A 14714-nucleotide genomic window follows, 5' to 3' on the forward strand; every position below is an offset into this window, starting at 1 on the left:
GGGGAGAAGTCTGTCCAAAACCTGAAAGAATTTATATATCAATTGTTTGGGCTTACAGCATAAAGAAGGATTCCGAAAGGAATCTATTCATTTTTTCAAACTGTTATTGTATTTGCACCAGAACCTTTATTATTAATAGTCTTTCTCATTAATCGGAAATATCGATTGATTAAAACGGTAAAATCTGTTTTACTGATTTGAATAAGTAGTTTAAGCTATAAATTATAAATGATAAACAATTAAAAAAGGAGTGTTTTACATGGAATTTTCTACAAACCCAGAACATAGCTTTTACGATGTCGTCATCATTGGCGGTGCTACAAGTGGAGCAGCTGTAGCTTGGTTCCTCAGTAACAACCCTGACTTCGATGGTAGAGTACTGGTTGTCGAAAAGGATTCCTCATTCAAGCAATCTGCAACTATAGCCAGCAACAACTGCATGCGTCAGCAATTTGCTACTGAAATTAACGTAAAGATTGCGCAGTACGCTGCCGAATTTGTCAAAAACTTCCGTGAGAATCTAGGTGGTGACCCTAAGGTTCCGAACATTCCTATACGAAATTTCGGATATCTCTATCTTGCTGACAATGAGGAGTTCGCCAACATACTCCGTGAAGACCAGCAATTACAGACCTCTTGTGGTGCAGGTACCAAAATTATGACACGGGAGGAAATTGCAAGCGCTTACCCATTCTACAATCTCGACGATATCGTTGCTGGAAGTCTGAACATTGTCGACGAGGGAGCTTTCGACGCTTTACTCATGGTGGAATGGCTACGACAAAAAGCCTGGGAAAACGGTGTGCACTTCATTGAGAACGAAGTCGTCACGATGGACAGCTCTGGAAATTCTATAAATAGCATCACTTTGAAAACAGGGGAGGTCATTACTGTCGGAAAAGTTGTTAATGCGGCTGGTAACCGGGCAGCTCAAGTCTCTAGAATGGCAGGCGTGGATCTTCCAATCGAGCCTCGCCGTCGCTACACCTATATATTCTCTGCCGAAAATCATTTAGAACAAGATCTACCTCTAACGATTGACCCTACCGGGGTTCATATGCGTTCCTTCGGTGAGCACGATTACCTTGTAGGTTGTCCACCTATTGAAGGCGATCCTGCTGTAGCTTTTGACGACTTCGGCTACCCGGAAGCAGTATGGGAAGAAAAGATCTTGCCGGTGATTCAGAACCGCATTCCACAGTTTAAATCAGTCAAGGTGACAGATTCATGGGTAGGGCACTACGAGTTCAACACTTTTGATCATAATGCAATCATCGGCCCTCATACCGAGATCGCTAACCTTTTCTTCTGCAATGGTTTCTCTGGCCATGGCTCGCAGCAAGCGCCCGCATGCGGTCGCGGTGTTGCGGAACTGCTCATCTATGGTGAGTTTCGAACGCTTGATCTCTCGGCACTTTCCTACGCCCGTCTTGCCAACAACGCACCTCTAATTGAGCGTGCCGTAATTTAAGGGTTCCTCCCCATAGCCCTCAAGCTAACGAAGGTGTTGCTTTATCTTTCGTTAGCTTGTTTGGTATAAGGGGGATGGAACAGCCGTTAATCGTATGAATAGTCACTTGTGAACTGTATGATAATTTTCATGTTGATATGTCTTATAGTTCGAGTATTCTAAAGAAATTTATTATCTATGAATCTCATCATTGCATTGTTTAAAACAATAAAAAAGTGAGGGTTTTAGAAAAAGAACTTTAGTTTATATAGAGAGATTTTTTGGGATAAACATGTCCACTAACTAGAATTAAAATTTCCAAATTAAATACCTCTACACTAGCAGAAGCCCCCATTTTATCCATAGGCTCGAAACCTAGGATAATTAAGTTTCGAACATAAAAGAAGCTATTGGATAAATTACCAAAATAAAAAATTAACTTTAGATACTATTATTCTTTATATAAATGAAAAAGAGTTTTAGCATTTTAAACCTTGTTAATTTAACGGGAGGGATAACTAGTTTTGGACAATAATAATGAATTGAAAAAAGAACTAAAGCAAAGGCATATGACTATGATTTCTATTGGTGGAGTAATCGGAGGTGGATTGTTTATAGGTAGTGGAGTTGTTATCAATTCTACCGGACCAGGAGCTGTATTAGCTTATCTGTCAGTCGGTGTCCTCATTATTTTTTTAATGCGGATGTTAGGAGAGATGGCCACTGTATATCCAAGTAGTGGCTCATTTTCAACCTATGCCCATAATGAAATTGGCCCATGGGTTGGTTACACGACTGGGTGGTTATATTGGTTTTTCTGGGCTGTAGTGATCCCCGCTGAAGCCATGATGGCCGCAGCTATTCTCCACGAGTGGTTTCCTTCTATTCATGTAGGAATATTGAGTTTTAGTATCATCGCTATAATGGCGCTTACCAATTTCGGCTCTGTTAAAGCGTTTGGAGAATTTGAATATTGGTTCGCAATTATTAAAGTAACAGCCATTGTTTTATTTTTAATTCTGGGAGCTGCTATTATTCTTGGGTGGGTCCCTAACGTTGAGAAACCAGGTATTTCTAATCTTCTTAATCGAGGTGGATTTCTCCCTAATGGTATTACTTCTATCTTCGTTGGTATTACTATCGTTGTTTTCGCATTTCCGGGAATTGAGATTGTGACAATTGCGGCTGGAGAATCACCTAATCCCCAAAAATCTGTTATGAAAGCGATTAACAGTGTAGTATGGCGAATTTTTGTCTTTTATGTGGGCTCTATTTCTGTTTTAGTTACCGTTCTTCCATGGGATTCTTCTACTCTACTGAAAAGTCCTTTTGTCACAGTATTGGAGATGGTGGGGATTCCTTATGCTGCAGACATTATGAATCTAATAATTTTAACTGCTGTACTTTCCATGTTAAATTCAGCTCTTTATACAGCATCAAGGATGCTGTATTCTTTATCTCAAAAAGGAGATGCTCCTCGTATATTTAGCCGAGTAAACAAAAATGGGGCCCCATTTTTTGGGGTTATTGGTAGTACATTCTTTTCCTGGGTATTCTTTTTCTCTGGTACTGCTGCCTATGATAAAATTTTCTTATTTTTAGTTAATGCTTCAGGGGCTATTATGTTACTAGTTTATTTAGTAGTGCCTATTACACAACTTTATATGCGCAAGAGATTGGAGCGTGAGAATCCTGAAGCACTTGTTGTGAAAATGTGGTTATTCCCCTCTCTGACGTATATTACTATTGGGGCTATGGTTGCAATTCTTGGATTTATGGCATTTATTGATTCTGCACGACCACAATTAATTTCGACTTTAGTACTTGCTTCGCTAATTCTCGTTTCGTATTTTATTTCTAAACGTGGTAAAGGACAACCTTCCACTTGTGAAGGGGGAGCTCAATCACTAGCGAAAGAAAAAAGAAGCGTATAGAAAGATACAAACGTATTGATTCACTAGACATCATGAATTATGGAATCTATTCTCTATAATTTCTTAGATCATTTTTTATCATGATGGACAATCTTGTGAAGTGAATAAAGATGAAAGTATCAAAATGACTATAAAGATTTAAAATAAAGTTCGAGCGTTTATAAAAAAGATTAATTAAAAGACATATTGAGTGATAATAAAGTTGTTTAATATTACAGGTGCAAGCAAAAAGACTGCCTTCACTGATATGACGACCTAAGAAAGGATTTTTATTAATAACCAGTTTAAGACAACGGGTGAGTAATAAGGAGAATTTGTATGACATTTATAGAGTTAGATGAAATAGAATACAGAATCAATCAACTGAGAAAAGAATTGATTTTGATTGCTGAAATAACTGGATTAAATAGCCGTGAGACCATTTATTACAGTCAGAAATTAGACCAACTCATCGCGATCTATCAAAAATATTACTTCAAAAAGGTGGAAATGTGTTGTTGATGGCAACGAAGTAGTTTAAATATTAATATTTTAAACTACTTTATTATCATTAGTTTTAAAATTTAATCTTCATGTTACGATCGAAATTAAACAACTTATTTTTGCTTGATCTGAATTTAGAACGGTTTTTACGCGAGTTTGACCCTTCAAAATTAAATGACTTTATTATTACTGTACAATATGGTCCATTTTTATAAGGATGTTGATAAAACAAGATTTATCAACATTTTTGATTAAACTTTATTTTAAAATATGTGGTCTGTAGCACCAGAGGATGAAAGGTTTTGATCAATCTTTTTTCAAAAGATAAAACTAAATCGTATTGATAAATCATGGAGACAACGGTTCAAGTACCATTCCCAGGTGTCGTGAAAGATATTTATGAGACTGACATCAAAAAATTATATTAATTGTCTTTTATGTCAGCTCTCTTCACTGAAGTCTTACAAGTTTGACCTAAATATAAATATGAAATCCACTAATCTATAAATGAAATTAGAATAAAAGAGGTTTTTCTATGGAGATAAGTAACATAATTGTTTACATTATGGTTGTTTTTCTTTGTTTAGGGGCTATTGATAAATGTATGGGAAATAGAATGGGGTTGGGTCAAAAATTTAGTGATGGTTTTATGGCAATGGGCTCTTTAACAATGGCTATGGTCGGAATTGTATCTATTTCTCCTATTCTTGCTAAATTTTTAATACCAGTGATTACTCCTATTTATGGTTTGGTTGGTGCCGATCCTTCAACATTTGCTAACACGCTGTTAGCAGTGGATATGGGGGGATACGCCTTGGCAAAGGAAATGGCTACAAACCCTGAAGCAGAGGTGTTTTCTTGGGTGTTCTTAGGTACAATGATGGGTCCTACTATTGCCTTTACCATTCCTGTTGCATTAGGGATAATTGAAAAAGAAGATCATCCGTATTTTGCTAAAGGCATTCTCTTAGGCATTACAACTGTCCCTTTCGGTTGTCTTGTTGGTGGAATTGTTGCTGATCTAAGTTTGAAAATAGTGTTAATGAATCTTATCCCAACTGTAATCTTTTCCATACTTGTTGCTATAGGTCTTTGGAAAGCAACAGACATGATGATTAAGGGATTTCATCTTTTTGGTAAATGTATTGAGATTATAGCTATTTTAGGTCTTACAGCGGTCATCATTGAAACATTAACAGGTTTTATTATTATTCCTAATATGACACCGATAACTGAAGGGATAAAAACTGTTGGTATGATTGCAATTACGCTTGCTGGGGCATTTCCCATGATTGCATTCATCACAAAAGTGTTAAAAAAATATTTAGAGAAACTAGGATATTTTCTAGGAATAAGTGATACTTCAACAGCGGGTCTTATTGCATCTCTTGCAAATAATATACCTATGCTCACGACACTAAAGAACATGGAGCCAAGGGGAAAAGTAATGAATGTTGCTTTTACCGTCAGTGCTGCTTTTGTTTTTGGAGGGAATCTAGGTTTTGTGGCAGGCGTCAATAAAGAAATGGTGTTTGCCATGATTGTTGGAAAGCTTGTGGGAGGAATTACAGCGATTGCATTAGCTATTATCACTACTTCTAAATCTACTACTTAAATATGACAAATATCAACGTTGTCTTCCTTAAAGAGGAGGACAATCGTTTTTTATTTTGAAGTTCTGTTAATTAAATCTGTTGATAATTGAATAAAACTGACATCTTAGAAAAACAAGCAAATACAGATCAATACTTCAAAAGAAAAAAGCTCTCCGGCATTGTAAAAGTAAGGAGAAGGGCTTTATAAATAATAAAAAATAAAATAGTTAAATGATTAAAGTAGGTGTATGTAATGAAAAGCTTTTTGATTTATTTTCTCGGTATTTTTATATCTAGTTTGGGTATAGTGGCTTTCATTAAAGCAGATGTTGGAGTAGGGGGTGGTGAAAGTGTTGCGATTGGTTTAGCATTGCACACTACAATATCAGTCGGCATTGGAATGATGTGTATTCACATAACAATTATTTTATTGAACTCTTTATTATTAAAAAAGCTACCGAATTTTTTAGTCTTGATCCCGGTATTGAGTAGAGGTTTAACGGTCGATATCTGGTTGTATATATTAAATAATTTTCAGGCAGATAATATCATTTATAGGTTTCTTTTGTTGCTTATAGGTCTAGTTTTAATGGGATTTGGTTTAGGTATGTATTTACATACAAGGTTACCTAAAATACCTGTCGATGAATTCATGGCTACATTGGCTAGTTTAAATAAGCTTTCCTTAAGAATTAATAGGGTTATCTTTGAATTATCATTAGTAGGTATTGGCTTTTTGTTGGGGGGGCCTGTTGGAGTAGGGACAATTATTGTTGCTTTGGGATTAGGACCTTCTATACAATTTTTTTATAATAGATTTAAAACATATCAAGATGATAATACAAAATTATCTCAACAAATAAAAAACAACATCATACTTTAACAGAGCCTGTGGAATTGAACAGGCTGTGTATTTGCACCAGGAACGATTTAGGTAAAATTGATCCTTTAAATTTCATATGCTTATTTATAAATACTTCCTTTGCATAAAAATTTATTCCCGATTTTGGATTATCTTTTGTAACAATGTCAACGCCACTATCATCAATACTTTTATCTATGTGTTCTCCTTTAAGTGCTTTTGGTGCGAGTTCTATGTTCAGGTGCGCCCTATTATCTCTAGTTGACATTAATTGCTCTTTCAGGAATTTGCATAAAAATAAAGCCCTTGGCGTACCAAAGGGCTTACAAGATGTTGTTTTTAATTATTTATTCATACTTATTTTTCATATGCAATGGGGACAAAATCCGGTTGATAGGGACATAAAACCGACATGGGTATCGCAAATATTCCATCAATTTTGTATGCTAAGAAAGTGGGTCTCTACTGTCCTATCTCAATCAAAAGACAACAAAAATTGTGAATTCTAAGATACCTATTCCTTTTTACTCTTCCTCAGGGTCTAACAACATTTTAAGTTTTTTATTTAATAAATTAGCTTGCGATAAAGCTTGACAATCTTTTAAAATATCACCGGGTTTGTTTGCTTCACCTAAAATATAAGATGAAAAGCGCATATTTAAAAAATCGAAAGTATATTGGAATTGCTGAATAAGAGGCAAACCTTTAATTCTTGGTTCGTCACCACCTACAGCTATAACAATCGTTTCTACTTCCTGTAAACGCCTTTTAAACTGCTGGTACCTTTCATCACGTATGGCCTGGCTAAGTCGATCAATCATATTTTTCATTAAACCTGACATACTATACCAGTATATAGGTGTAGCAAAGATGATCACATCATTTTCCATAAATGCCTTTATGACTTGTTCATAATCATCTTCTACTATTTGAAATCCTTCTTTTGTATGACGTAAATCTTCAATTGGTTGAATAGATAAGTCCTTTAAATATATCTTTTGATGGTTTATCCCCTTCAAGACCTCGTTTGCTAGTAATTCACTGTTACTCTCTGTTCTTGAGCTACCTATGAATGCTGCAATGTTCATTTTAAAACCTCTTTTCTATACTTTAGTATAATAAAAGTTTATACTGAAATTAATAATCATTAAATATGAATATTTCGTTTTAATTAATCGAAAAAAACGATTTGGAGGTGTAGCGTGTGGAAATTAAGCATTTGCATACGTTTTTAACTGCTACTAAGACGTTGAACTTTACTCAAACAGCTAAAATACTAGATTATGCACAATCTAGTATTACTGCACAAATTAAGTCATTAGAAGAGGAATTAGGAACGCCATTATTTGAGCGATTGGGGAAACGAATTTATTTAACAGAAGCTGGCACACAGCTGAAACAATACGCACAAAAGATGCTTGACCTTGACGAGGAAATGAGGCAAACGTTATCTGGTCAAAATGAGTCCAATGCAGTTTTAACGATTGGTGCCCAGGAAAGTCAATGTACATATCGACTTCCAGATATTTTAAACTTTTTTAAACAACGCCATCCACAAGTCAAACTAATTTTTAAACCTGTTCATACAATAGATATAGCAAAGAATCTGTTGCAATCGGGTACTCTCGACTTAGCTTTCATCACTGATACCTTAAAAGAGATGCCTGTGCTTCATAAGGAGATGTTAATTGAGGAATACTTAGTATTTGTAGCATCCCCTTTGCATCATTTAAATGAAAAAAATCTTTTAACCGCAGAAGAACTCGCACAAGAAACGATTCTGTTAACGGAAAAAGGCTGCTCTTATCGAACTCAGTTTGAACATAGAATTCAATCTGAAGGTTTTTATCCGGAGCAAATTATTGAATTTGGTAGTATCGAAGCAATCAAACAATGTGTTATGGCAGGATTAGGTATTTCACTTTTACCTAAAATGGTGGTAAAAAAAGAACTAGATACGGGTCGTTTAATCGAAATACCCACATCTATCGTTTTAGAACCCATATTTACAGAGATTGCTTGGCATAAGGACAAGTATCTTCCCTCTTATCTAGAGGACTTCATACAGATTTCACTTAAACAATATAAGAAATTTAATGAGAAATCGAATAATTAAAAAGAATGAAAAGTCATTGCTAAAGGACCAAAATGAGGGGGTTACAGTAGCCCCTCATTTTAAGAGTGTTTACTTGACAGGGGGAAGCTCACATTTCTTGTATCAAAGTTTATAGCGTTAATGTGATTAAAAACTTACAGTTATAATAGTGGGTGTTGATTTCCGAGTTTCTTCTATTATATATACTCCCCAAGCACTTCAGGATTCCAACCATGAACTGCATGACGTTCCTTTTCAAAAATCTTTTCCAAATAGATCATGGTTGTTTCAATTTTCTCATGTCCAAGAGACCTCATAATTTGATAAATATCAACTTCGCTTTTATGAGAAATAATCGCAAAGGCATGGCGAAAAGTGTGCGGTCCAACAGATGATGAGCGATGTAATAGAAAAGGTAGACTCGTTTCTTTTATCATTTTGGTTAAATACTGAGATAAATAGGAAGGTGTATATGCTTTTCCTGTATTGGTCGTAAATAATGGGCTGTTCTTATCCGCCACCGTTAATTCTTGAAGGCCTCTTGCGTCTCGAAACATACGAATGCTTTCCGTAGTTTTCTCCTTTAACGGAACCTGTCTTCGTTTGTTACCTTTTCCCAATACATCTAGATAGTAGCACTCATTAATTGAATCATATTGGAGATCCCCTATTTTTAAGTTGCAAAATTCTTCGTTTCTTAAACCCGTTGTGGTTAGAATATGAATCATTGCAAAGGCAATAGGATGATTAATTTTACGGAAGTGGTCAAGGAGCTGTATTACTTCTTTTGGTCCAAGGTCACGATTAGGACGATCATCTTTTCTTACTGTCGCTGTAAATAATCCCTTATGCAAAGGTTCATGAATATACTCGACTTCATACATGAATTGCAGGAAGTTCTTAATAATGGTTGTTTTTCTTGCTAAGGTTGCTGGAGAATAAGAACCATTTTTTTGTACATAGGGACTTCGTTCTGCCAGCCACTCTTGGTATCGCCTAATATGGCGCGGTGCAAGTGATTTGAATAAAGATCCTTCTATTATATAGTCCAGATCAACATCGATCTCTCCAGCATATCCAACTAATTGTTCTACAAATTGTGTAATTTCTCTTTCATATTCTTTGATGGTTCTAGAGGATTTATCATGTTGACGATTCAAATGCTCTTTCCGATATAAAAACCACTGTATCATTTCCACGTCCAAAAAATCCGCAAATGGCTTTTGGTAATTTTTTTCTGCAAGATCTAATTGTTCCTGTAATAATAGAAGGGATGAACTATCTTTTAGTTTCTTTTTCCATTCATATACTTGAAGGTCTTTGTTATTAACCACTAGATTTTTCATATTTAAACACCTTCTTTTGATATTCTAAAAAATATTATTCATTAATAAAAAATGATATATTTCTTTTAATATATTAAGTTAAGTAAATTATAACAAATGATCAAAGACATAGATATTCTAACTAACATAAAAAAATGTTCCCTTTGTTTATGTTAGATTAAGTATTTATATCATTAAGTTTTGATATAATCTATTTAATAATTGATATCTAAAAATAAATACTTTAAAATTAATTTATTATGATATCTAAAGTTTAATAATTAAATATATTATTTTCCTGATATTCATTATTTACTTTTTAATGAAGAATAGTTCTTTCTTTTTATTTTATAGAAGAAAAGGATAAAAAGAGAGATGGGACAAAAGATAAAGATTTTCACTATATAAGCAAGGAGGATCAGAAATGAGTGAATGGTATACACAAAAACAAGTAGCTGCACGATTAGAGATTTCCAAAGCAACAGTCTATCATTATGCGAAACAAGGAAAAATAAGGAAAATTGCAGATCCTCACCGATTACATCGTGAGGCCCGATATTATAAAGAGGAAGTAGATCGTTTGGCTAGCGAGAGGGAAGGATATCCAACTGGTATGCGTCCGTCGGAAGTGGCGAAGCAGTTAGGAGTATCGGTTCAAAGTGTTTATAAATTTATTAAAAACGGCATGATTAAAGCGATAGAGGTTCCTTTTGGTGATGAGAGATCGACTTATGTGATTTCAGACGAAGCATTTCAAGAAGCAAAAGAATTCTTTCAGTCTTCGGAAACAGAACGTGTCCGGAGAAGTGAATTTTATGATTCTACCTATGATATAGCACTCTTTCAGTACTTTCAATCCCCAGATAGTTTAGCTGGCCGAGTGATGAAAGACGAAGAGCACAACTGGGGTTTTTATCTTCCAGACTATCAAAAGTGGGTGGAATATAAAGAAGGGATTGGAAAATATGGGTTGGAACCTTGTTATGGCATCCATACTGATTCTTTCGATTATAAAGGGTATGTCCACCTTCAAATTCCAAAAGGGGAAGATGTGTTATACCCATTTATTGATTTTATCTATGAATCATTTGGGATTGAAAATGTACGAATCCGTGAACAGGAACAGTCTGTTTATATATCCATGAAGGCAGGGGAAACACCACTTCTACATTCGATTCCTTTTACATTGAACCAACTAACTCCTTTTGTACAGGAAGGAACAATCGAAAGCGCTGAGGGCTTATGGATTGTTAGAAGTGCTTATCGAAAAACCAATTTGGAATTACCGATTAAGATGTTAGATGATGTGAAGAAATTAGCAGAACAAGAGAATATCAACATGAGCCAGTGGGTGGAGCGAGCCATTAATCAAGCTCTGAAAACTGAGGAATCATAACGAGAAATGATTTAAAAAGGAGATGTAATGCATCTACATTCCTTAGAATGTTTTGGACAGAATAAGGAAGAGATTTTACAGGAATAGAAGAAACTAGTCTAAAAAGGTAAATGAATACCAACTACTTAATCCTAAGAGTTCTTCCTCAAAAAGGGAATAATTGTTGAAGATTAGGACCTTTTGAATTTTGCATCGAATGAGTAATTATAAGGTTTTATAGTTTTTTATTTCGTTGTAGAGCGTTTCTCAAGCATGTTTTATGGTAAATCTCTCTTTTTTTATGGAATTCTCATGAAATTTTTGAAGAAAAAGTTATGCTTCGATTTTCTCTTAAGCTTTTAAAAAGTTTTTTCAAGTTCTATAGGAAGTTAAGGCATGGCAAACCTCAATGAAAGTAAAAACATATATTTAAAAACCTTAATGAAACCTTTTTAACAATGTTGTTTGTTAATCATAATTCAACTAACGGAGTATTTTCTTTAAAAACAATCTTCCGTAAATCGGATTATATAGTTGAACATTGGTTTCTAATATACAAGGTAACATCAGGGAAAAGTAATCTCGAATACCAGCTAAAAAAGGGGATTATTGATGAAAAAAGTAATCGTATTTTTGGGATTTTTAAAAATTATTTTTATGTCTATGCTGTTTATAAAAGTGCACGGAGGAAGAACAATAGGTTGGTTTACATTAGGAAAGAAAAGTGGTGTTAGTCGAGGGACAATTAGTAGGCTTTGTCAAACAGAACATGAAGAAGGACCAACAATGAAAAATGCACGTAAGACTATAAAGGCTCTTCGTGAGATAACTGGTAAAAATGTGTATTATGATAACTTTTGGAGTATGTAATAAGGGTGAATATTTGTAATTGAAATTTTCACTATAGGAGATATGAAAATAAATAAAAGGATGATGTTAAATAACTGGAATATTAAGTAGTTAAATTGAATGAACTGAATTTTCTTTCCGTACTTACTATCAAAAATTAATTTAATTCAAAAAAAACAGCGAAAAACCGCTGTTTATTTAAATAAACTTAAAGCTATTTTCATATTTTCTTCATAAAAGTTAAAATACATTTGTTGAGTGGACTTAATTTGATTTTTAAATTCTTCACGAATTTTTTGTTGCTGTTCAAAGCTATTTTGGACGGATTGTATGAATTGTTCTTGGGGCTGACTAAATAAGCTAAGGCTTTCTTTATATGGTTTTAACGTTAATTCTTGTAGACGATTACTCACTACATCAATATGTGAAATAAATTGATCAAATACGTTACTTGCAGATTGACCAAATACTGATTGAAGATTTAATTTTGTAGATTTACGAAAATCTTCGAATAATTTTTTCTGTTCTTCTTCAATCCAAGAATTATCATTATTAAATTTTCCCCATAATCCCTTTTGATTTTCTAAAGCTTGAAGAAATTGATCTTCTAATTCTTTTTGAGTTGTACAAACACTGTCTAAACCTTCTGCCCAAGCATTTAGTAGGGGCTCACTTAGATTTGCTACTTCTGTACTTTTTGCCATTTTAAAAAACCTCCTAAAGAATATTATGATAATTACAGGTAATACTTCAGATTCACGTTTTGTGTGATTCAGCAAAACGTTACTTATTTTCTTCATATTCCTGCTGTAAGGTCGTCATAGGTGATAGAAACTAAAAGTGCTTTTTCACCAGCTTCTGTACTCACGGAGACTTAAAACGAGGACAGGCACTTTGGCATGGAAAGTCATCATTTTATCCTCTTTTGATGGTTGTTTTTATCAGACACTAGATTGTCTGCTGTCACTATGTATCTCTCCATCATTCAAGTCTATATGTGTAATTTACACCTAATAGAAAAATATGTAAAGTTATTTATCGAAATATTAACAATTATTTATTTAATTAGTTAAATCAATTACCAATCGACAATATTACAGCAGTTATTTAGCAAAGAAGAGATGTGGATTTAGTTGGTAAGAAATTCATATTAAATTTACTTGTATTGAAAATGGCTATGTATAGGGGTTCCTCGAAGGTTGTTTCAATAAGGAAAAGCTAATCTTTAAAATATGTATAATTTACTTTTATCGGCCGTCACCCAATTAATTTAATTCGAGTGACAGGATGGATGATACACCCTCCATTACCGATTAATAAACAACTCAATGATGATATGAGCTAACAAAAGAACAGCTAAATCTAAAAGTGCTCCTATAATAAGAGTTTTCATATAATCACCCCACTTTCTGGGGTGTATCAAAAATCTTTATATACTATGACCTTTAGTAATTTTTAATGCATAGTTCGTCAACATTATGCAGTAGATTCTTTAATAATAGCGGGAGATTGTTTAACAATATAGGTAGAAAATGATCGGACTTTTTATAAAAACAAAACATTAATCTGCTGAAAAAGAATCCATTTTGATCAATCTCTTTTCAAAATGGATTCCTTGCTTAAGGGGTATTTTGATTAAACTTTATTTCAAAGTAACATTGATCCGTTCAATGCATTCTGGACCTTCATTTTTCACATTTCCAACCAGTGTAGAAACTGGATATGCTAGCATTTCTTCAGTAGGGAATGGCATTAGTAACCTCAATAAATCTTTCACATTTACTTCATTTCTTTGCAGCCATTTTTGTTCATCTTCTTTCTTCAAAATAACAGGCATCCGATCATGAACATGCGAAACTAGTTTATTGGGAGTGCACGTAATAATTGTACATGTGTTCATTTTTGCTCCGTCTGTTGGATTAATCCAAGTATCATATAGTCCTGCCATACTAAAAATACTATTATCTTTTTTCAAAAATCGAATCGGTCTTTTTTGCCCTTCAACGTTTATCCACTCAAAAAAGGAATCTGCTGGGATAATACATCTTTTTCGATAAACTAGATTTTTAAAGGATGGTTTTTCTAACAAGGTTTCTCCTCTAGCATTAATCGTTTTTCCTGCAAATTTATCATCTTTAGCCCATGATGGGATTAACCCCCATCTTAATTCTCCTAGACGATTTTTACTTCCATCATTGATTATCGCTGGTACTTGCTGCATAGGAGACACATTGTATCTAGGACGATGAAAAGGCGTTCCCTGATCTTCAATCGCATATCTTTTTACTAATTCTTCAAACGTAATAGTTAGAGTAAAGCGCCCACACATCTAATAAACCTCCATTTCAATCAAATCATCATTTGTACATATTCACACATTGAAAACGAACAAATATTCTGTTATTATGAATAAGATAATAAGAACAAATGTTCTTTTGGCGAGGTGATTCCATCATGACTCCCGCACCTTATCTTCAATACAAGGAAATTGAATTAGTTAAGAGGGTCATTATTCTTCCTATTTTACTAAAATATTTAGACCAAGACCTAGATATGATGCAAAAAAATGAATTACATATGTGGTTATTATATAACGCTCAGCTCAAATCTGTAGGAAATGAAATCAAAAGGGAATTGAAAGATAAAGAAAAGCAAATGCGAAAAAGAGGAATTAAAATCTTATCCCAACAACATGAATCCAACGGTTTATTCACGCAATTTCTATGTAGAGGATACGAACATGAAA

14 protein-coding genes are annotated in these 14714 nt (G+C 34.1%); 9 read left to right on the plus strand and 5 right to left on the minus strand.

Features of this window, described 5'->3' with window-relative positions:
* Window positions 1-259: 259 nt before the first annotated feature.
* From K9V48_RS24255 to K9V48_RS24275, 5 genes are all read left to right on the plus strand, one after another.
* On the plus strand, window positions 260-1471 hold the full coding sequence (locus K9V48_RS24255) for an NAD(P)/FAD-dependent oxidoreductase (protein WP_224141681.1): 1212 nt from the start codon (window positions 260-262) through the stop codon (window positions 1469-1471).
* 503 nt (window positions 1472-1974) lie between these two features.
* Window positions 1975-3384, plus strand: coding sequence for an amino acid permease (locus K9V48_RS24260; protein WP_438803920.1), 1410 nt, complete (start codon window positions 1975-1977; stop codon window positions 3382-3384).
* Between the two features lie 318 nt (window positions 3385-3702).
* Window positions 3703-3885, plus strand: coding sequence for an aspartyl-phosphate phosphatase Spo0E family protein (locus tag K9V48_RS24265; RefSeq protein ID WP_224141682.1), 183 nt, complete (start codon window positions 3703-3705; stop codon window positions 3883-3885).
* Between the two features lie 517 nt (window positions 3886-4402).
* A complete protein-coding gene (gene eutH, locus K9V48_RS24270) occupies window positions 4403-5482 on the plus strand; it encodes an ethanolamine utilization protein EutH (RefSeq protein ID WP_224141683.1) in 1080 nt (359 codons plus the stop codon).
* A gap of 233 nt (window positions 5483-5715) precedes the next feature.
* Complete coding sequence (locus K9V48_RS24275; RefSeq protein WP_224141684.1) at window positions 5716-6345, plus strand: YczE/YyaS/YitT family protein; 630 nt, start codon at window positions 5716-5718, stop codon at window positions 6343-6345.
* Here K9V48_RS24275 and K9V48_RS24280 read toward each other — a convergent pair.
* Together K9V48_RS24280 and K9V48_RS24285 are read right to left on the minus strand one after the other, a co-directional pair.
* Window positions 6335-6592, minus strand: coding sequence for a hypothetical protein (locus K9V48_RS24280; protein WP_224141685.1), 258 nt, complete (start codon window positions 6590-6592; stop codon window positions 6335-6337). The genes K9V48_RS24275 and K9V48_RS24280 overlap by 11 nt on opposite strands.
* A 256-nt stretch (window positions 6593-6848) precedes the next feature.
* Window positions 6849-7412, minus strand: a complete 564-nt coding sequence (locus tag K9V48_RS24285) for a flavodoxin family protein (protein ID WP_224141686.1) — start codon at window positions 7410-7412, stop codon at window positions 6849-6851.
* A 116-nt stretch (window positions 7413-7528) separates the two neighbouring features.
* Between K9V48_RS24285 and K9V48_RS24290 the strand changes: the two genes are divergently transcribed.
* Window positions 7529-8440, plus strand: a complete 912-nt coding sequence (locus K9V48_RS24290; RefSeq protein ID WP_224141687.1) for a LysR family transcriptional regulator — start codon at window positions 7529-7531, stop codon at window positions 8438-8440.
* Window positions 8441-8616: 176 nt separating this feature from the next.
* Here K9V48_RS24290 and K9V48_RS24295 read toward each other — a convergent pair whose 3' ends face one another.
* Entirely contained in the window at window positions 8617-9765 is a 1149-nt protein-coding gene (locus K9V48_RS24295) for a tyrosine-type recombinase/integrase (RefSeq protein ID WP_224141688.1), read from the minus strand.
* Between the two features lie 403 nt (window positions 9766-10168).
* Here K9V48_RS24295 and K9V48_RS24300 point away from each other — a divergent pair, with 403 nt between their 5' ends.
* Both K9V48_RS24300 and K9V48_RS24305 read left to right on the plus strand, forming a co-directional pair.
* On the plus strand, window positions 10169-11140 hold the full coding sequence (locus K9V48_RS24300; RefSeq protein ID WP_224141689.1) for a helix-turn-helix domain-containing protein: 972 nt from the start codon (window positions 10169-10171) through the stop codon (window positions 11138-11140).
* 591 nt (window positions 11141-11731) lie between these two features.
* Window positions 11732-11989: a hypothetical protein gene (locus K9V48_RS24305; RefSeq protein ID WP_224141690.1), complete on the plus strand. Its 258-nt coding sequence runs from the start codon at window positions 11732-11734 to the stop codon at window positions 11987-11989.
* Window positions 11990-12162: 173 nt separating this feature from the next.
* Here K9V48_RS24305 and phaP read toward each other — a convergent pair whose 3' ends face one another.
* Entirely contained in the window at window positions 12163-12672 is a 510-nt protein-coding gene (gene phaP / locus K9V48_RS24310; protein ID WP_224141691.1) for a polyhydroxyalkanoic acid inclusion protein PhaP, read from the minus strand.
* A 938-nt stretch (window positions 12673-13610) separates the two neighbouring features.
* Entirely contained in the window at window positions 13611-14297 is a 687-nt protein-coding gene (locus K9V48_RS24315) for an SOS response-associated peptidase (protein WP_224141692.1), read from the minus strand.
* Window positions 14298-14422: 125 nt separating this feature from the next.
* Between K9V48_RS24315 and K9V48_RS24320 the strand changes: the two genes are divergently transcribed.
* Window positions 14423-14714, plus strand: a 292-nt coding sequence (locus K9V48_RS24320; protein WP_224141693.1) for a YhjD family protein, incomplete at its 3' end; no start/stop codon positions are given.

The sequence above is a fragment of the Metabacillus rhizolycopersici genome, assembly GCF_020075705.1.

Excerpts from the sequence above, each read along its gene's own strand:
- K9V48_RS24275 (WP_224141684.1), top strand. The coding sequence starts at position 5,716 with ATGAAAAGCTTTTTGATTTATTTTCTCGGTATTTTTATATCTAGTTTG.
- phaP (WP_224141691.1), bottom strand. The coding sequence starts at position 12,672 with ATGGCAAAAAGTACAGAAGTAGCAAATCTAAGTGAGCCCCTACTAAAT.
- K9V48_RS24295 (WP_224141688.1), bottom strand. The coding sequence starts at position 9,765 with ATGAAAAATCTAGTGGTTAATAACAAAGACCTTCAAGTATATGAATGG.
- K9V48_RS24285 (WP_224141686.1), bottom strand. The coding sequence starts at position 7,412 with ATGAACATTGCAGCATTCATAGGTAGCTCAAGAACAGAGAGTAACAGT.
- eutH (WP_224141683.1), top strand. The coding sequence starts at position 4,403 with ATGGAGATAAGTAACATAATTGTTTACATTATGGTTGTTTTTCTTTGT.
- K9V48_RS24305 (WP_224141690.1), top strand. The coding sequence starts at position 11,732 with ATGAAAAAAGTAATCGTATTTTTGGGATTTTTAAAAATTATTTTTATG.
- K9V48_RS24255 (WP_224141681.1), top strand. The coding sequence starts at position 260 with ATGGAATTTTCTACAAACCCAGAACATAGCTTTTACGATGTCGTCATC.
- K9V48_RS24265 (WP_224141682.1), top strand. The coding sequence starts at position 3,703 with ATGACATTTATAGAGTTAGATGAAATAGAATACAGAATCAATCAACTG.
- K9V48_RS24315 (WP_224141692.1), bottom strand. The coding sequence starts at position 14,297 with ATGTGTGGGCGCTTTACTCTAACTATTACGTTTGAAGAATTAGTAAAA.
- K9V48_RS24300 (WP_224141689.1), top strand. The coding sequence starts at position 10,169 with ATGAGTGAATGGTATACACAAAAACAAGTAGCTGCACGATTAGAGATT.
- K9V48_RS24280 (WP_224141685.1), bottom strand. The coding sequence starts at position 6,592 with ATGTCAACTAGAGATAATAGGGCGCACCTGAACATAGAACTCGCACCA.